Below are 18,254 nucleotides of genomic sequence, written 5' to 3' on the forward strand. Positions count from 1 at the left end.
AGTCACAGAATCTGAAACTTAACACCCAACGAGAGGCGCAATATGTCCCAAAAAGAGATGTAGCGGTTGGTTATGGCACTGGTTACATACATATCGCATGTACTGAACTCGTAATAAAACGAAACCGAGCGATGAAACTTGCGGCGGGGTTCAGGAATACGCAGAGTCCACCGCTGTCCCAACCCCAAATTCATTCGTACACGGGTCGAGAACCAATAGTAACCATTGGGATACTTGTCGAGTTGACTCACCCAGTAATCCCGGTCCATAATCACATTGACGAAAAAGCTGCACGACAACGGCTCGAAGGTAAAAGGCGAGTTGCCCAACTGCACTTTCCACGGATAATAATTCTGTTTGAGCGTGAGAGAGACACGTGCATGGTCGTCGCTGAACTTGGGTATCAGCCCCAGTATGAAATCGGTCTCCCAGTGATCGCGCCCATAATTCCAACCCGTACCCACCGAAACGGCCCCCATCAGGCCTCCAGTCTGCAACTTGACATACCGAGGCACCAGACGATTCCATCCCGACCGATACTGTTCTACCCGATAATCGTATGCGGGCAGCTCGGTCGGAGTCTCACCATGAGCCGACATCCATACGCACAGAAGCGACAAAGTCACCATCAATCGGTTAAAAATAGACCGGTTCATAACTGTATCCCTCCGCGTTTATCGTAAACATCAGGTAGAAACGCTTCCCGATATAGGGCGTTTCGTAGTAGATTATACCGTCGCCAAACTTATCGGCTTCGGCAAACGTATGCCCATGCCCGTACAGGCCGCACAGAATCCCGGGCGACAACTTCACATAGAGATGAAAGACATCGGCTACATTATTATTGAACTGCTCGTCGCCCGGCGCCACGTGCATGGCATAAATCGTGCGACGATATGCCGGATTATCATCCTTGAGCTGGGCCTTGATAAAGGAGAAATCGGGTATCGGGTTGGAATAATCGAACTCCAGGGCGTTGGTGTTGAGGCAGATAAATTTCACATCGCCGGCCATAAAGGAGAAATTCTCCTCCCCGAAGACCCTACGATACACCTGCACTCCGTTGCCCAACACGTCGTGATTGCCCAACAGCACCACATAGGGAACCTTCAGTTCATTGAGTATGTCGCGCTGCCACAGAAACTCCTCAGTAACCCCGAAGTCGGAGACATCTCCTCCATGCAGCACAAAGTCGACATCGTCGCGACTGTTGAGATGCGCGACAAAAGCCTCGGTCTCGTCGTACCATCGCTGAGTATCGCTGATAAACGCAAACCTGAAACTGCTCTTTCCGTCCAGAGCCTTCTCGATACGGGCCACATTGCGGGCATTGATGCCGGTATCGCCCGTTACCCGGGCATCGTACGGACTGCTCTCCAACAAGTTACACGACGTAATCGTCAGCAGCAGAAGCAACCAGACTACATTCCGGCATCTATTATTCGGTAAATACACTATCCTCATACGGGCCAAAGGTATATCTTTTTACGCCACCGGCAAGAGCCGGCTTCTAAATAGGACAAGATTGCCGAACTATCAACCAACCCACCTCCAACAGCATGCAACAACTCGGGCTGTTGCTGCCGGGCATAAAAAAAGGGAGCGACCCGTGTATGGAGTCGCTCCCTTTATGCTATAATGTTCAGCTCGTTATCAGTTGGAGAAGTCGGTTACGTTCTTGCGGTTGGCAAACACACGGTCGAATTCCTCTTTGGAACCTACGATGAGCTTGTCGAACTCGCGTTGACCAGTACCGGCCGGGATGAGGTGACCGCAGATGACGTTCTCCTTCATACCCTCGAGCGTATCGACCTTGCCGTTGATGGCAGCCTCGTTGAGCACCTTGGTCGTCTCCTGGAACGAAGCGGCCGACATGAAGCTCGACGTTTGCAGAGCGGCACGGGTGATACCTTGCAGAATCTGCTCGGAGGTTGCAGGGATAGCATCGCGCACCTGGATGAGTTTGAGGTCTTTGCGTTTCAGCGCCGAGTTTTCGTCGCGCAGCTTGCGGGCCGTTACAATCTGACCGGCCTTGAGCGTTTGCGAGTCGCCCGGATCGGTAACCACTTTCTTGCCCCAGATACGGTCGTTCTCGTCCATGAAATCGCGTTTGTCGACAATCTGCTGTTCGAGGAAGCGGGTATCTCCCGGGTCGAGAATCTGTACCTTGCGCATCATCTGGCGAACGATTACCTCGAAGTGCTTGTCGTTGATCTTCACACCCTGCATGCGGTATACGTCCTGAACCTCGTTCACGATATATTCCTGTACAGCCGTGGGGCCTTTGATAGCCAGGATGTCGGAGGGCGTAACGGCACCATCGGAGAGGGGCGTACCGGCACGTACATAGTCGTTCTCCTGAACCAGAATCTGCTTCGACAGCGGTACCAGATATTTCTTCGTCTCGCCGGTCTTCGACACCACCGAGATTTCACGGTTACCACGTTTCACTTTACCGAAGATAACCTCGCCGTCGATTTCCGAAACGACAGCAGGGTTGGACGGGTTACGGGCCTCGAACAACTCGGTTACACGAGGCAGACCACCCGTGATATCACCGGCCTTACCTACGGCACGCGGTATCTTCACGAATACCTCACCGGTCTTAATCGTATCGCCATCCTCAATCATCAGGTGAGCACCCACAGGCAGAGCGTAAGTTTTGATTACCTGTCCGTTCTCATCGAGAATCTGAGCCGACGGTACACGGGTACGGTCTTTCGACTCGATGATAATCTTCTCTTTCAAACCCGACTGTTCGTCCGATTCTACACGATAGGTAACACCATCTTCAACGGCTTCGAATTTGACTTTACCGCCAACCTCCGAAACGATAACGGCGTTGAAGGGGTCCCATTCGCAAATCATGTCGCCCTTCTTCACGGTATCGCCGTTGTTGAAGTACAACTTCGAACCGTAAGGAATGTTGGCCGTCATCAGCACCATCTTGGTGTGCGGATCGATAATACGCATTTCGGCCAGACGACCTACGACAATCTGTACCTTCGTGCCGCTATCCGATACGCTCTCTACGGTACGAAGCTCTTCGATTTCGAGGATACCGTCGTAACGCGAGTTTACGCTCGATACGGCAGCGATGTTCGAGGCGATACCACCGACGTGGAATGTACGCAGTGTCAGCTGTGTACCCGGCTCGCCGATAGACTGTGCAGCAATCACACCCACAGCCTCGCCTTTCTGAACCATGCGGTTGTTGGCCAGGTTGCGGCCGTAGCACTTGGCGCAGACGCCTTTCTTCGATTCGCAGGTGAGCACCGAACGAATCTCGACTTGCTCGATAGGCGACTCTTCTATCTTCTGGGCAATAGCCTCGGTTATCTCTTCGCCGGCGTGAACCAGAATCTCGTTGGTGAGGGGGTTCACTACATCGTGAACCGATACACGGCCCAGGATTCTTTCGCCCAGCGAGGCTACTACCTCTTCGTTGTTCTTGATTTCGGTGCAAACCAATCCGCGCAGGGTTCCGCAGTCCTCCTCGTGAATAATCACATCGTGGGCTACGTCGACCAGACGACGGGTCAGGTAACCGGCGTCGGCTGTTTTCAAGGCGGTATCGGCAAGACCCTTACGAGCACCGTGCGTAGAGATGAAGTACTCCAGCACCGACAGACCCTCCTTGAAGTTGGCCAAGATAGGGTTCTCGATGATTTGACCACCCTCGGCACCCGACTTCTGCGGCTTGGCCATCAGACCACGCATACCGGAGAGCTGACGAATCTGGTCCTTAGAACCACGGGCTCCCGAGTCGAGCATCATGAATACCGAGTTGAATCCCTGGTTGTCGGCCGAAAGCTGTTTCATCAGGATGTCGGACAGACGCGAGTTGACGTGTGTCCACGTATCGATAATCTGGTTGTAACGCTCGTTGTAGGTAATGAAACCCATGTTGTAGTTGTTCATAATCTGCTCAACCTCGGCATTACCTTCGGCTACCAAAGTCTCCTTTTCAGGCGGAACGAGCACGTCGCCCAGGTTGAACGACAGACCGCCCTTGAAGGCCATGTAGTAACCCAGGTTCTTGATGTCGTCGAGGAACTGTGCCGAACGGGTCACACCGCAAACCTTGATTACCTTACCGATGATGTCGCGCAACGACTTCTTCGAAAGAATCTCGTTTACATAGCCGATCTCCTGAGGTACGTATTGGTTCACCAGCACACGGCCTACCGAAGTATTCTCGACCATGTGTTCGATGATGTTGCCGTCTTTGTCGACATCTTTCACCACTACCGATACGGGAGCGTGCAACGAAACCTTACCTTCGTTGTAGGCAATCTCGGCCTCTTCGGGGCCATAGAACTTCAGCCCCTCGCCCAGCGAACCGGGACGCAGTTTGGTAATGTAGTACAGACCCAGAACCATGTCTTGCGAAGGCACGGTGATAGGTGCACCGTTGGCCGGGTTGAGAATGTTGTGCGCACCCAACATGAGCAGTTGAGCCTCAAGGATAGCCTCGTTGCCCAGAGGCAAGTGCACGGCCATCTGGTCACCATCGAAGTCGGCGTTGAATGCCGTACATGCCAGCGGGTGCAGTTGGATAGCCTTACCCTCGATCATCTTGGGTTGGAAAGCCTGGATACCCAGACGGTGCAATGTCGGGGCACGGTTCAGCAGCACGGGGTGTCCCTTCATCACGTGTTCGAGAATATCCCATACGACGGGCTCCTTGCGATCCACGATCTTCTTGGCCGATTTCACGGTCTTGACGATACCGCGCTCGATGAGCTTGCGGATGATAAAGGGTTTATAAAGTTCGGCTGCCATGTTTTTGGGCAGACCGCATTCGTGCATCTTCAGCTCAGGACCTACGACGATAACCGAACGGGCCGAGTAGTCGACACGTTTACCGAGCAGGTTCTGACGGAAACGACCTTGTTTACCTTTCAAACTGTCGGAGAGCGATTTCAACGGACGGTTGGCCTCGGTCTTGACGGCGCTCGACTTGCGCGAGTTGTCGAGCAGCGAGTCGACAGCCTCTTGCAACATACGTTTTTCGTTGCGCAGAATCACCTCGGGAGCCTTGATTTCCATCAATCGTTTCAGACGGTTGTTGCGGATGATAACCCGGCGATAGAGGTCGTTGAGGTCGCTGGTGGCAAAACGTCCACCATCGAGGGGAACCAACGGACGCAGTTCGGGGGGAATCACGGGGATTACCTTCAAGATCATCCACTCGGGACGGTTGCGGCCCTTCGAAGCACGGAACGACTCAACGACCTGCAGGCGTTTCAAAGCCTCGGTCTTGCGTTGTTGAGAGCCGTCGGTGCTGGCGCGGTGACGCAGCTCGTAAGAGAGTTCGTCGAGGTCGAGACGGCACAGCAGGTCGTAGATGGCCTCGGCACCCATCTTGGCGATGAACTTGTTGGGGTCGGTATCTTCGAGCATCTGGTTTTCGCGGGGAAGCGAATCCATGATGTTCAGATACTCCTCTTCAGAAAGGAGGTCGTAAGTGGCCAGGTCGGTTTGAGGACCCGGTTGTATAACGATGTAACGCTCGTAGTAGATAACGGCGTCGAGTTTTTTGCTGGGCAATCCCAGCAGGTACCCAATCTTGTTGGGCAGCGAACGGAAATACCAGATGTGGGCCACAGGCACAACCAACTGGATGTGACCCATACGTTCGCGGCGCACCTTCTTCTCGGTCACCTCGACACCGCATCGGTCGCAGACAATACCCTTGTAACGGATGCGTTTGTATTTTCCGCAGTGGCACTCATAGTCCTTTACCGGACCGAAGATGCGCTCGCAGAACAGACCGTCGCGCTCGGGTTTGTAGGTACGGTAGTTGATGGTTTCGGGTTTCAGCACCTCGCCGCTCGAGTTCTCCAAAATCTCCTCGGGCGAAGCCAAACCAATCGAAATCTTCGAAAAGTTACTCTTTATTTTGTTATCTTTTCTAAAAGCCATAAATGTTTAATGTATAAAGAGTTATTGGCCCGGCCGCCGCACAGGGCGACGGCCCGACCGTTTGGATTTTATTTTATTCTAAGTTGACACTAAGACCGAGGCCTCGCAATTCGTGCAAGAGCACATTCAGCGACTCGGGGATACCGGGCGTAGGCATGGGCTCGCCTTTGACGATAGCCTCGTAGGCTTTCGAACGTCCTACCACATCGTCCGACTTGATGGTCAAGATCTCTTGCAGCACGTGAGCGGCACCGAAGGCTTCGAGTGCCCAAACCTCCATCTCACCGAAACGCTGACCACCGAACTGTGCCTTACCACCCAACGGCTGTTGCGTAATGAGTGAGTACGGACCGATGGAACGGGCGTGCATCTTGTCTTCGACCATGTGGCCCAGTTTCAGCATGTAAATGACACCTACCGTAGCCGGTTGGTCGAAGCGTTCGCCGGTACCACCATCGTAGAGGTAGGTCTTACCGTAGCGAGGCAGACCGGCCTTGTCGGTCCAGGCGTTGAGGTCGTCGAGGCTGGCACCGTCGAAGATAGGCGTAGCGAATTTCTCGCCCAGCTCGGCACCGGCCCAACCCAGAACGGTTTCGAAAATCTGTCCCAAGTTCATACGCGAAGGCACACCCAGCGGGTTCAGCACGATGTCGACGGGAGTACCGTCGGCCAGGAACGGCATATCTTCCTGACGCACGATACGCGACACGATACCTTTGTTACCGTGACGACCGGCCATCTTGTCGCCCACGCTGATCTTACGTTTCTTGGCGATGTATACCTTGGCCATTTGCACGATACCCGAGGGGAGCTCGTCGCCGATCGAGATGTCGAATTTCTTACGACGCAATTCGGCATCGTACTCCTTGTACTTCTTCAGGTAGTTGATGATGGTGGCACGAATCAAGTCGTTCTTGGCGGCATCGGTCGTCCACTTGCTCACCTGTACCGAGGTGTAGTCGATTTTGCTGAGAACAGCCTGGGTAAACTTGGTGCCCTTGGGCACGATGTCGGTACCCATAAAGTCTTTCACACCCTGCGAAACCTTGCCTTGTGTGAGCACGAGCAGCTTGTCGATAAGTATCGACTTCAAGCCGTTCATCTTCTCTTCATACTCTTCGTCGAGTTTGGGCAAGATGGCTTTGTCGCTGAGTTTCGATTTTTTCTTCTTGATGGCGCGCGAGAAGAGGTTGGTACCGATAACGACACCTTTCAGCGAGGGGGTAGCTTTCAACGAAGCATCCTTCACGTCGCCGGCCTTGTCGCCGAAGATGGCACGCAACAGTTTCTCTTCGGGCGAAGGATCGGACTCGCCCTTGGGCGTAATCTTACCGATCATAATATCGCCGGGGTTCACCTGGGCACCTACCCGGATAATACCACGCTCGTCGAGATCTTTGGTAGCATCCTCGCTCACGTTGGGAATATCGGAAGTAAGTTCTTCCATACCGCGCTTGGTCTCACGTACCTCGAGCGAATACTCGTCGACGTGAACCGAGGTGAGGATGTCTTCGCGAACCATACGTTCGTTCAGCACGATGGCATCCTCGTAGTTGTAACCCTTCCAAGGCATGAAGGCCACCTTGAGGTTGCGGCCCAGAGCCAACTCACCGTTTTCGGTCGAATAACCCTCGGTGAGAATATCGCCGGCTTTCACACGGTCGCCTTTGTGGCAGATAGGACGCAGGTCGATCGTGGTGCTCTGGTTGGTCTTGCGGAATTTGGGTAACTTGTATTCTTTAACGGCATCTTCGAAACTTACAAACTCTTCGTCTTCGGTGCGGTCGTAACGGATGCGGATAACCGTAGCATCGACAAACTCGACTACACCTTCGCCTTCGGCCATAATCTGAGTACGCGAGTCGCGTATCAACTGGCCCTCGATGCCGGTTCCTACGATAGGAGCCTCGGAGCGCAACAGAGGTACGGCCTGGCGCATCATGTTCGATCCCATCAACGCACGGTTGGCATCGTCGTGCTCGAGGAAGGGGATGAGCGATGCGGCAATCGAAGCAATCTGCGTAGGCGACACATCCATCAGGTTCACCTGGTCGGGCGATACGATGGGGAAGTCGGCACCCAAACGAGCTTTTACCCGATTGCGGATAAAGGTACCGTCGTCGTTCAACGGGGCATTACCCTGGGCAATAATCTGACCCTCTTCCACTTCGGCAGTCAGGTATACGACACCTTCGGGCGACAAATCTACCTTGCCGTCTTTCACCTTGCGATACGGAGTCTCGATGAAGCCCAAATCGTTGATTTTGGCATATACGCACAACGACGAAATCAGACCGATGTTAGGACCCTCAGGCGTCTCGATAGGACACAGACGGCCATAGTGGGTATAGTGCACGTCGCGCACCTCGAAACCGGCACGCTCACGCGACAGACCGCCGGGGCCCAGGGCCGACATACGGCGCTTGTGGGTAATCTCGGCCAACGGGTTGGTCTGGTCCATGAACTGCGACAGGGCATTGGTACCGAAGAAGGTATTGATTACCGACGAAATCGTCTTGGCGTTGATCAGGTCGATGGGGGTGAATACCTCGTTGTCGCGCACATTCATACGCTCGCGGATGGTACGGGCCATACGGGCCAACCCGACACCGAACTGGTTGTATAATTGCTCTCCCACAGTACGCACACGACGGTTGCTCAAGTGGTCGATATCGTCGACATCGGTCTTCGAGTTGATAAGCTCGATAAGGTATTTGATGATCTCGATAATATCCTCTTTGGTGAGCACCTTCACGTCGGGCGAGGTGGAGAGGTTTAATTTCTTGTTTATTCTGTAACGTCCTACTTCGCCCAGGTCGTAACGCTTTTCCGAGAAGAAGAGGTTGGTTATCACCTCACGAGCGCTGGCTTCGTCGGCCGGCTCGGCGTTACGCAACTGACGATAGATATAGAGCACGGCCTCCTTCTCCGAGTTACTGGAGTCTTTCTGGAGGGTGTTGAAGATAATCGAGTAGTCCGAGGTATTCCCGCCTTCCTTGTGGAGAAGGATGTTTTGAACCCCCGACTCGAGAATGTCGGCGATGTGCGACTCTTCCAGGACGGTTTCACGAGGAATCACGATTTCGGTACGTTCGATAGAAACAACCTCGCCCGTATCCTCGTCGACAAAGTCTTCGACCCACGACTTCACCACGTTACCGGCCAAGCGGCGACCGATGGCTTTTTTCAGGTTGGTCTTGGAGACTTTGAGGTCTTCTGCCAGACCGAAGATTTCGAGAATGTCCTTATCGGTCTCGAAGCCGATGGCACGCAGCAGCGTGGTCACGGGCAATTTTTTCTTCCGGTCGATATAGGCATACATCACGTTGTTGATGTCGGTGGCAAACTCAATCCACGATCCTCTGAACGGAATGATACGAGCCGAATAAAGTTTGGTACCGTTGGCATGCGTACTTTGTCCGAAGAAGACACCCGGAGAACGGTGTAACTGCGATACCACTACCCGCTCGGCACCGTTGATGACAAAGGTACCCTTAGCCGTCATGTAAGGGATGGGGCCCAAATAAACGTCTTGTATTACCGTAGCGAAATCCTCGTGATCGGGGTCGGTGCAGTATAGTTTCAGTTTAGCCTTTAAAGGTACGCTGTATGTCAACCCTCTCTCGAGACACTCTTCGATGGTGTATCTGGGCGGGTCGATATAATAGTCCAGGAATTCGAGGACAAAGTTGTTGCGCGTATCAGCAATGGGAAAGTTCTCGGCAAAGACCTTGAAAAGACCTTCGTTTTTTCTCTTTTCAGGCGGAGTGTCGAGTTGCAAAAAGTCTTGAAACGACTTCAACTGAACTTCAAGGAAATCCGGATAAGGAAGCGGATTTTTGATTGAAGCGAAATTTACGCGTGGTTTACCTATTGTAGAAGACATTTATAGAATGGATTAAGTGAACTTAATTAAAAATATATACACAAAAAGGTTAAGAATCACCGACTAAGATGATTCTTAACCAACCTATCTGATTACCAGATATATTATTTAAGTTCAACTTCTGCTCCAGCGTCTTCGAGTTGTTTTTTCAGAGCTTCAGCATCAGCTTTAGCAAGACCTTCTTTTACGTTGTTGGGAGCACCGTCTACGAGGTCTTTAGCTTCTTTCAAGCCAAGTCCGGTGAGTTCTTTCACCAATTTAACGATAGCCAGTTTGTTTGCACCCGGAGCTTTCAGAACAACATCGAACGATGTTTTTTCTTCAGCAGCAGCTCCGCCGGCAGCGGGAGCAGCAGCAACAGCAACAGCTGCAGCAGCAGGTTCAATACCATATTCGTCTTTCAAAATTTGAGCAAGTTCGTTTACTTCCTTTACGGTCAAGTTAACTAATTGTTCTGCAAAAGCTTTCAAATCTGCCATTTTTGTATGAATTAAATGTTATTATTCGTAATAATGTTTGTGTATAAAAAGTTATCTTTCTGATAGAGTCTGCAATACTCCATGAATAGTCGAACCGCCTGACTGAAGAGCCGATACCACATTCTTGGCAGGAGACTGCAAGAGGGCGATAACGTCAGCAATAAGTTCGTTTTTGCTCTTGATGGCAACCAGCGTATCCAACTGATCGGCGCCGATATAGAAACCTTCTTCTACATAGGCGGCTTTCAATACGAGGTCTTCAGAGGTTTTTCTGAACTCCTTGATCAGTTTGGCCGGAGCGTTACCCACATTCGAGAAGAACATCGTTGTAGAACCCTTCAAAGCGCCATACAGAGGCGAGTAGTCGGCATCGAGACCTTCGAGAGCCTTGTGCAGCAGGGCGTTCTTTACAACCAACATTTTGATACCTTCCTTGAAACAAGCGCGACGCAGATTGCTCGTTTTCTCGGCGTTCAACGTAGCGGTTTCGGCGAGGTAGAAGCAGCTATACTCCTTTACAGTATCTGCTATTTGTGCAATAATAGTGCCTTTATCTTCCTTTCTCATAATTCCATGTTTTAGTTCTCGTCAACTGATTTGGGATCAATCTTGATACCCGGGCTCATTGTACTCGAAAGATAAATACTCTTGATATAAGCACCCTTAGCAGCAGTCGGTTTCAGTTTGATCAGGGTCGAAACAAACTCACGAGCGTTGTCGCGAATCTGGTCGGCAGCAAACGAAATCTTACCTATGGAGGCATGTACTATACCATTCTTGTCGACTTTGAAGTCGATCTTACCTTGTTTTACTTCTTTTACAGCTTTAGCCACATCGGTAGTTACCGTACCGCTCTTGGGGTTAGGCATCAGACCACGAGGGCCGAGGATACGTCCCAGAGCACCGATTTTACCCATGATAGCAGGCATCGTAATGATTACGTCGATATCGGTCCAACCGCCTTTGATCTTCTCGATATACTCGTCCAATCCTACGTAGTCGGCACCAGCCTCTTTGGCTGCAGTCTCGGCATCGGGCGTACAGAGCACCAATACACGCACTTGCTTACCGGTTCCGTGAGGCAACGAAACGACGCCACGTACCATTTGATTGGCTTTACGAGGGTCAACACCCAAGCGTACATCAATATCAAGCGATGCGTCGAATTTGGTAAAGGTTACATCCTTCACCAACTGAGATGCCTCGCTGAGTGAGTAGGCCTTCCCTGCTTCAATCTTTGCTAAAGCTAACTTTTGATTTTTTGTCAGTTTACCCATTTCAATTGAAGTTTATTAGTTATTTACCGGGAATTCCCCTTTTACGGTGATACCCATACTTCTAGCTGTACCAGCAACCATGCGCATGGCCGATTCTACGGTAAAACAGTTCAAGTCAACCATTTTGTCCTCGGCGATTGCTTTTACCTGATCCCAAGTGATCTCACCCACTTTCTTACGATTGGGCTCGGCCGAACCACCTTTTACTTTGGCAGCTTCCAGTACCTGGATGGCAACGGGAGGCGTCTTTACAACAAAGTCGAACGACTTGTCGCTGTAATAGGTGATGACAACCGGCAAAATCTTACCGGCCTTGTCTTGGGTACGGGCATTGAATTGCTTGCAAAACTCCATGATGTTGATACCCTTGGAACCCAGAGCAGGTCCTACGGGAGGAGAGGGGTTTGCTGCACCACCTTTAATCTGTAATTTGATTTGTCCAGCAATTTCTTTAGCCATTGTTTTTAATTTTGATATTATTAAAATACCGAGGATTCATACAAGCGCGTAACCTCTTGTATTACTCCCGCTCTACTTGCGAATTTTCCAGTTCCAACGGAGTCTTGCGACCAAAGATCTTCACCATCACCTTCAGCTTCTTCTTCTCGTTGTTCACCTCTTCGATAATTCCGCTAAAGCCGTTGAAGGGGCCATAGTTTACTTTTACCGTTTCGCCTACGTGATATACAACGGCGGGCTCGTCGCCCACCTCTTGCATTTCGTCTACTGCCCCCAACATACGATTAACTTCCGAAGGCCGCAGGGGCTCCGGTTGATTGGATTTTCCACCCAGGAAATCGATGACGTTGGTGGTGTTGCGCAGGTGGTGAATAACCTCGCCTACTAAGATGGCTTCCACAAAAACATAACCCGAGTAAAGGTTTTTCTCCTTTACCACTTTTTTGCCGTTACGTACGGTGTAGACTTTTTCGGTAGGTATCAAGACCTGAAATACGTAATTGCCAAGATCAGTATTCTTGATTTCGGCATCAAGAACTTCTTTGACCTTGCTCTCTTTTCCGCTAATGGCACGCAGAACGTACCAGCCTTTTTTTTCTTCAGACATTGATTTACCTCCCTAATTAAAAACCTCCGTAAATAAGGTGCATGATTTTGTCAATACATTGATCCATTGCAAATATCACTATAGCGATAATAAGGGAAGCAAACATAACCACTACAGCACTATTTGCCAACTCCGATTTGGTCGGCCAAGATACTTTATGAACCAGTTCATTGTAAGAATCCTGGATATCGGCAAGTATTTTCAATTTCTTCATTGTTTCATTCAGTTTTGCACGGGTCGAGAGACTCGAACTCCCGACACCTGGTTTTGGAGACCAGTGCTCTACCAACTGAGCTAGACCCGTATAAAATCAGCCCCGCAATGAGGGCTGATTTTTGTATTTTATCTAAACTATTTCCCTAAGGGATTAGTCCAAGATTTCGGTGATTTGACCCGAACCTACCGTACGGCCACCTTCACGGATTGCGAAACGCAGACCTTTGTCGCAAGCAACCGGAGTGATGAGTTTCACGTTGATAGTTACGTGGTCACCAGGCATTACCATTTCTACACCTTCGGGGAGAGTGATTTCGCCCGTTACGTCAAGCGTACGGATGTAGAATTGAGGACGGTAGTGGTTGTGGAACGGAGTGTGACGACCACCTTCTTCTTTCTTCAAGATATAAACTTGAGCCTTGAATTCCGAGTGGGGTTTTACTTGTCCCGGGTGGCAGATTACCATACCACGTTTGATTTCGTTCTTGTCGATACCACGGAGCAACAGACCTACGTTATCACCAGCTTCACCTTCGTCGAGGATCTTACGGAACATCTCAACACCGGTTACAACCGATTTCTTGTCGGCACCCAAGCCCAGGATTTGCACCTCGTCGCCAACTTTTACGCGACCGGCTTCGATACGACCCGTAGCAACAGTACCACGACCAGTAATCGAGAATACGTCCTCAACAGGCATCAAGAAGGGTTTATCAACATCACGCGGAGGCAGAGGAATCCAAGTATCTACGGCATCCATCAACTCCATGATTTTCTCTTCCCATTTGGGTTCGCCGTTCAAGGCACCGAGGGCAGAGCCACGGATGATAGGCGTGTTGTCACCATCATATTCATAGGCGTTGAGCAACTCTCTCATCTCCATTTCAACGAGTTCGAGCATCTCTTCGTCGTCAACCATATCACATTTGTTCAGGAACACAACGATACGGGGAACGTTCACCTGACGAGCCAACAGGATGTGCTCACGAGTTTGGGGCATAGGACCGTCGGTAGCTGCAACCACGATAATTGCACCATCCATCTGAGCAGCACCGGTTACCATGTTCTTTACATAGTCGGCGTGACCCGGGCAGTCAACGTGTGCATAGTGGCGGTTTGCAGTTTCATATTCTACGTGCGAAGTGTTAATAGTAATACCACGTTCCTTTTCCTCAGGTGCGTTATCGATCGAGTCGAACGAGCGCATTTCAGAAAGACCCTTCTTAGCGAGTACCATCGTAATGGCAGCGGTCAAGGTCGTTTTACCGTGGTCTACGTGACCAATAGTACCAATGTTTACGTGGGGTTTGGTACGTTGAAACTGTTCTTTTGCCATAGTTTTGTATTTTTTATAAAATGATTAGCGTTCTAAAAACTTGGAGCCGATGACGGGATTTGAACCCGTGACCTCTTCCTTACCAAGGAAGTGCTCTACCCCTGAGCTACATTGGCAATATTTCTTTTCGAGCGAAAGATCGACTTCAACACCTGTGGGGAGATTCGACCCGGAGAACCGACGGCTTTTTCATCGTACCGTTTTCGCCTCTTTCTTGTGGGCAAAGATGGATTCGAACCACCGAAGGCGTAAGCCAGCAGATTTACAGTCTGCCCCATTTGGCCACTCTGGTATTTGCCCCTTTCAGTCTTTTCGTTTTTCATCGAGAGCCGCCGCCCTCTCATCTCACTCCGCTCTTCGTTCGGGACAATTTTGCACCCGCTCTTCACAGCTCATATCGGTGAGAAACGGGTGCAAATTTAGGCATAATTTTTAAACTACAAAAATATCGGAGCTTTTTTTTTATTTTTCCCTCATCTTTTCTTTCAACTTCACGAGTTGCTTAATGAGAGCTTCGATAGCAACATCGACCGCTTCTTCAAAAGAATCAGCCACTTTGCTCGAAAATACCGACTCGTTGCGAGGCACAAATACTTTTATGCCCGCTTCTTTATTTTGCGCAGTCTCGGGCTTTACCACCTTCAATGAAACTTCTACGGCAATGATGCCATCGTAATATTGTTCGAGTTTGGAAACTTTTTTCTGAATGAATTTTTCTAACTTCTCCGATGCGTCGAAATGAATAGCTTGAATACGGATTTCCATATTACCTCCTTTTTTTATGGCTTTCTTTGGGGGAAAGCCTGGTTATAACTTTGTTTCAGTTCTTCAAACGTGATATGTGTATATACTTCGGTTGAAGCTAATGAATGGTGCCCGAGCAGTTCCTTGACACTGTTGAGCCCGGCTCCGTTGTTGAGCATGACCGAGGCAAAGGTATGACGCAGTACGTGCGGACTTCGCTTCTCGAGGGTGCACACCTGCGACAAGGCTTGTTTCACCACCCGATAGACCAGTTGCGGATAGAGGGGCTCTCCGCTCTTCCTTATAAAGAAGTATTCGGCATCGCCCAACCCGGCTTCGCTACGCATCCGACGGTAGTCGGCTATCAGTTCGGCCAACTCGGCTCCGTAAGGGACCAACCGCTGCTTGTTGCGTTTACCGGTCACTTTTATCTCTCCTTCGCGCACATCCTCGTCTTTCAAGCCTATCAGCTCGGCCCGACGGATGCCGGTATTATAGAACATCTCGATGATCAACTTGTTGCGCACGCCTTCCAGGTCATCGCCATACGACACATCGTCGAGCAACTCGTCCATGGTATCGCGCCGCAAATAGACCGGCAATTTCTTCCTCACCTTGGGTACCCGTACATCGTTTACCGGACTGCCCGCCACAACCGACTGACTTACCAGATAACGATAGAACGCCCGAAGCGAGGAGACCTTGCGCGAGATACTGCGAGCCGTAAGCCCATCCTCAGACAACGAGGCTATCCACTCCCTCACCTGCTCGGGGGTAACCTGTTGCAGCTCACACCCGGGCTCGAGGGTTTCAAGGAACGCTTTAAACTGAAACAAATCGTTTTTATATGACAATACGGTATGAGTAGAAAGATTCTTCTCATACCGGATATATCTTAAAAACGATTCGACCAGCATAACTCGTAGCTTTTACTTACGCTACGAATATAAGGGAAATTATTGAAAAATCCAATACCTGCCGGCAATAAAAAAATTACTCTTCGTCCTGGTGGAGCTTCTGGATGTAGATAGCCCGCATCATCTTTTTACGGTTCGTTACCGACGGTTTTTCAAATGCCTGACGGTTACGCAATTCTTTTATTACACCTGTTTTTTCAAATTTCCGTTTGAATTTCTTCAAAGCCTTTTCGATGTTTTCGCCTTCTTTTACTGGAACTATAATCATAATTATTTAGATATTAGTTTATTTATTTCCTTTTGAATAATTGCGGTGCAAAATTATAGATTGTTTTGTGATTAGCAAAACTTTCGGCCCCTAAAATACGCCTTATCGATAAAATTTATGCAATGCCGTGTCGCAGGCCGTTCATCTTCGTTCCAATATTTTCACACGCTTTTATCTTCGTTTTTTCTCAAATATGACTACCTTTACAGTCCATTGAGATTTTTTTTCTTTCGGGTAACGACAATACCGGCTTCGGCCTCGACCGCTGCAACATCCGTTCAGGGACACGGCCGGCACATCGCCCGGATGGGAACAAGACACACATATAAAAAAAGAGATATTATGAGCAAATCGACATTACCCCGACTGAAAGCCCTGCGCGAAGAGATGGGCAAAGCCGGTATTACCGCGTTTATCATACCGGGGACCGATCCGCACCAAAGCGAGTATTATGCCAGCCACTGGGCTGCACGCACCTGGATTTCAGGATTCAACGGATCGGCCGGAACCGCTGTCGTAACCACCAACGAAGCCGGGCTCTGGACCGACTCCCGCTACTTCCTGCAAGCCGCGCAACAACTCGAAGGCTCGGGATTCGAGCTCTTCAAAGAGGGGTTACCCGATACGCCCACAATCGAACAATGGCTCTTAAAGACTCTGCCGCAAGGGGCTACCGTGGCTATCGACGGTACGTTGTTCGGCGCCTCGCAGGCGGCCAAGATGAAACAGAACTTCGAGAGACACGGCCTCCGCTTCGTCTCCGACTTCACCCCCTTCGACGCCATCTGGGAGGGACGCCCCTCGATTCCCAAAAACGAGGTCTTCATCCACGAAGAGAAATATAGCGGCGAATCGGTAGCCGACAAGATGACCCGCATCATGGAGCAGGTGCACCAAGCCGGAGCCGAGGCGCTGCTGCTGGCTGCTCTCGACGAGATTGCCTGGGCCTTCAACATCCGCGGCAACGACGTGAAGTGCAACCCCGTGGTAGTGTGCTATGCCTATATCGACGACGACCGCCGCATCCTCTTCATCGACCAGGACAAGATAGGCGACACCGTATGTCAGTATCTGAAGGCGAATGCCGTCGAGGTCATGCCCTACGAGAGCATATTCGACTTCGCAGGCTCTCTGCCCGTCGAAAAGAAGGTATTCGTCGACACCAACAAGATCAACTATACATTATTGAACAAGCTCAACGCCACGGTCGTTTCGGGCCAGTCGCCCATCGCTCTGCTCAAGAGCATCAAGAACGAGACCCAGCTGGCCGGTACCCGCGAGGCGATGATTCGCGACGGCATAGCTCTGGTTCGCTTCTTCCGCTGGCTCGAGCAGAATATCGACAGCGGCAAGGTGACCGAGATAACCGTAGCCGAAAAACTGCGTGAATTCCGCTCGCAGCAGAACCTCTACGTGGGTGAGAGCTTCGCCACCATTGCCGGATTCAACGAGCACGGTGCCATTGTCCACTACTCGGCTACCCCCGAGAGCAACGCCACCATTACCAACCGCGGATTCCTGCTCATCGACTCGGGTGCCCAATATCTCGACGGCACGACCGACATCACCCGCACCATTGCCCTGGGCAACCTCTCGCCGCGCCAGAAACGCGACTTCACGCTGGTAATGAAGGGGCACATCGCTCTGGCCACCTGCCACTTCCCGCAAGGCACCCGGGGCTCGCAGCTCGACGCTCTGGCCCGTCACTTCCTGTGGGACGACCACCTCAACTACCTGCATGGTACGGGTCACGGCGTGGGTCACTTCCTCAACGTGCACGAAGGTCCGCAAAACATCCGACTCGAAGAGAATCCCACCCCGCTCATGCCGGGTATGATTACCTCGAACGAACCGGGTCTCTACCGCACGGGCGAGTATGGCATCCGTTGCGAGAACCTCATTCTCACCGTTCCCGACTACCAGAACGAGTTCGGCATGTTCTACCGCTTCGAGACCCTCACTCTCTTCCCCTTCGACACCGAGGCGCTCGACCTCTCGATTATGACCGAGAAGGAGATCGAATGGCTCAACAACTACCACGAAATGGTATACGACCGCCTCAGCCCCATGCTCAACGAGGAGGAACAGCAATGGTTGCACCGCAAGACTACATCTATCTAACGGATACAAACTAAAA

The 18,254-nt window shown here is 50.9% G+C and carries 15 protein-coding genes and 3 tRNA genes; 1 reads left to right on the forward strand and 17 read right to left on the reverse strand.

Annotated features, from left to right (window positions below; translation table 11 throughout):
• Nucleotides 1–2: 2 nt before the first annotated feature.
• From ABGT88_RS11935 to rpsU, 17 genes are all read right to left on the reverse strand, one after another.
• A complete protein-coding gene (locus tag ABGT88_RS11935) occupies nucleotides 3–656 on the reverse strand; it encodes a hypothetical protein (RefSeq protein ID WP_258327049.1) in 654 nt (217 codons plus the stop codon).
• Nucleotides 637–1,464 (reverse strand): metallophosphoesterase, encoded by an 828-nt coding sequence (locus ABGT88_RS11940; protein ID WP_346702317.1) that lies wholly within the window; start codon nucleotides 1,462–1,464, stop codon nucleotides 637–639. The genes ABGT88_RS11935 and ABGT88_RS11940 overlap by 20 nt, the downstream gene beginning before the upstream one ends.
• 189 nt (nucleotides 1,465–1,653) lie before the next feature.
• Nucleotides 1,654–5,928, reverse strand: a complete 4,275-nt coding sequence (gene rpoC, locus ABGT88_RS11945; RefSeq protein ID WP_087408323.1) for a DNA-directed RNA polymerase subunit beta' — start codon at nucleotides 5,926–5,928, stop codon at nucleotides 1,654–1,656.
• A 73-nt stretch (nucleotides 5,929–6,001) separates the two neighbouring features.
• Nucleotides 6,002–9,814 (reverse strand): DNA-directed RNA polymerase subunit beta, encoded by a 3,813-nt coding sequence (rpoB, locus tag ABGT88_RS11950; RefSeq protein ID WP_087408322.1) that lies wholly within the window; start codon nucleotides 9,812–9,814, stop codon nucleotides 6,002–6,004.
• A gap of 104 nt (nucleotides 9,815–9,918) precedes the next feature.
• Complete coding sequence (gene rplL / locus ABGT88_RS11955; protein ID WP_087408321.1) at nucleotides 9,919–10,293, reverse strand: 50S ribosomal protein L7/L12; 375 nt, start codon at nucleotides 10,291–10,293, stop codon at nucleotides 9,919–9,921.
• Nucleotides 10,294–10,344: 51 nt separating this feature from the next.
• Nucleotides 10,345–10,860, reverse strand: a complete 516-nt coding sequence (rplJ, locus tag ABGT88_RS11960) for a 50S ribosomal protein L10 (protein WP_346702320.1) — start codon at nucleotides 10,858–10,860, stop codon at nucleotides 10,345–10,347.
• Between the two features lie 11 nt (nucleotides 10,861–10,871).
• Nucleotides 10,872–11,570, reverse strand: coding sequence for a 50S ribosomal protein L1 (gene rplA, locus ABGT88_RS11965; RefSeq protein ID WP_087408319.1), 699 nt, complete (start codon nucleotides 11,568–11,570; stop codon nucleotides 10,872–10,874).
• A 15-nt stretch (nucleotides 11,571–11,585) separates the two neighbouring features.
• On the reverse strand, nucleotides 11,586–12,029 hold the full coding sequence (rplK, locus tag ABGT88_RS11970) for a 50S ribosomal protein L11 (protein WP_087408318.1): 444 nt from the start codon (nucleotides 12,027–12,029) through the stop codon (nucleotides 11,586–11,588).
• A gap of 61 nt (nucleotides 12,030–12,090) precedes the next feature.
• The gene (nusG, locus tag ABGT88_RS11975; RefSeq protein ID WP_087408317.1) at nucleotides 12,091–12,636 is read right to left on the reverse strand and encodes a transcription termination/antitermination protein NusG; all 546 of its coding nucleotides are present in this window, start codon (nucleotides 12,634–12,636) and stop codon (nucleotides 12,091–12,093) included.
• 16 nt (nucleotides 12,637–12,652) lie between these two features.
• Nucleotides 12,653–12,850 (reverse strand): preprotein translocase subunit SecE, encoded by a 198-nt coding sequence (gene secE / locus ABGT88_RS11980; RefSeq protein WP_025279250.1) that lies wholly within the window; start codon nucleotides 12,848–12,850, stop codon nucleotides 12,653–12,655.
• Between the two features lie 17 nt (nucleotides 12,851–12,867).
• Nucleotides 12,868–12,940: transfer RNA gene (locus tag ABGT88_RS11985), tRNA-Trp, on the reverse strand.
• Nucleotides 12,941–13,003: 63 nt separating this feature from the next.
• The gene (gene tuf / locus ABGT88_RS11990) at nucleotides 13,004–14,188 is read right to left on the reverse strand and encodes an elongation factor Tu (protein ID WP_025279249.1); all 1,185 of its coding nucleotides are present in this window, start codon (nucleotides 14,186–14,188) and stop codon (nucleotides 13,004–13,006) included.
• A 41-nt stretch (nucleotides 14,189–14,229) separates the two neighbouring features.
• Nucleotides 14,230–14,304 (reverse strand) — tRNA-Thr (locus ABGT88_RS11995).
• 101 nt (nucleotides 14,305–14,405) lie between these two features.
• Nucleotides 14,406–14,488 (reverse strand) — tRNA-Tyr (locus ABGT88_RS12000).
• A 162-nt stretch (nucleotides 14,489–14,650) separates the two neighbouring features.
• On the reverse strand, nucleotides 14,651–14,953 hold the full coding sequence (gene raiA / locus ABGT88_RS12005) for a ribosome hibernation-promoting factor, HPF/YfiA family (protein ID WP_087408316.1): 303 nt from the start codon (nucleotides 14,951–14,953) through the stop codon (nucleotides 14,651–14,653).
• A 14-nt stretch (nucleotides 14,954–14,967) separates the two neighbouring features.
• Entirely contained in the window at nucleotides 14,968–15,849 is an 882-nt protein-coding gene (locus tag ABGT88_RS12010; RefSeq protein ID WP_087408315.1) for a tyrosine-type recombinase/integrase, read from the reverse strand.
• 76 nt (nucleotides 15,850–15,925) lie between these two features.
• The gene (gene rpsU, locus ABGT88_RS12015; protein ID WP_087408314.1) at nucleotides 15,926–16,117 is read right to left on the reverse strand and encodes a 30S ribosomal protein S21; all 192 of its coding nucleotides are present in this window, start codon (nucleotides 16,115–16,117) and stop codon (nucleotides 15,926–15,928) included.
• A 342-nt stretch (nucleotides 16,118–16,459) separates the two neighbouring features.
• Here rpsU and ABGT88_RS12020 point away from each other — a divergent pair, with 342 nt between their 5' ends.
• The gene (locus ABGT88_RS12020; protein WP_346702324.1) at nucleotides 16,460–18,238 is read left to right on the forward strand and encodes an aminopeptidase P family protein; all 1,779 of its coding nucleotides are present in this window, start codon (nucleotides 16,460–16,462) and stop codon (nucleotides 18,236–18,238) included.
• Nucleotides 18,239–18,254 lie beyond the last annotated feature (16 nt).

This window comes from Barnesiella sp. An22 (genome assembly GCF_963931395.1).
Lineage (GTDB): Bacteria > Bacteroidota > Bacteroidia > Bacteroidales > Barnesiellaceae > Barnesiella > Barnesiella merdigallinarum.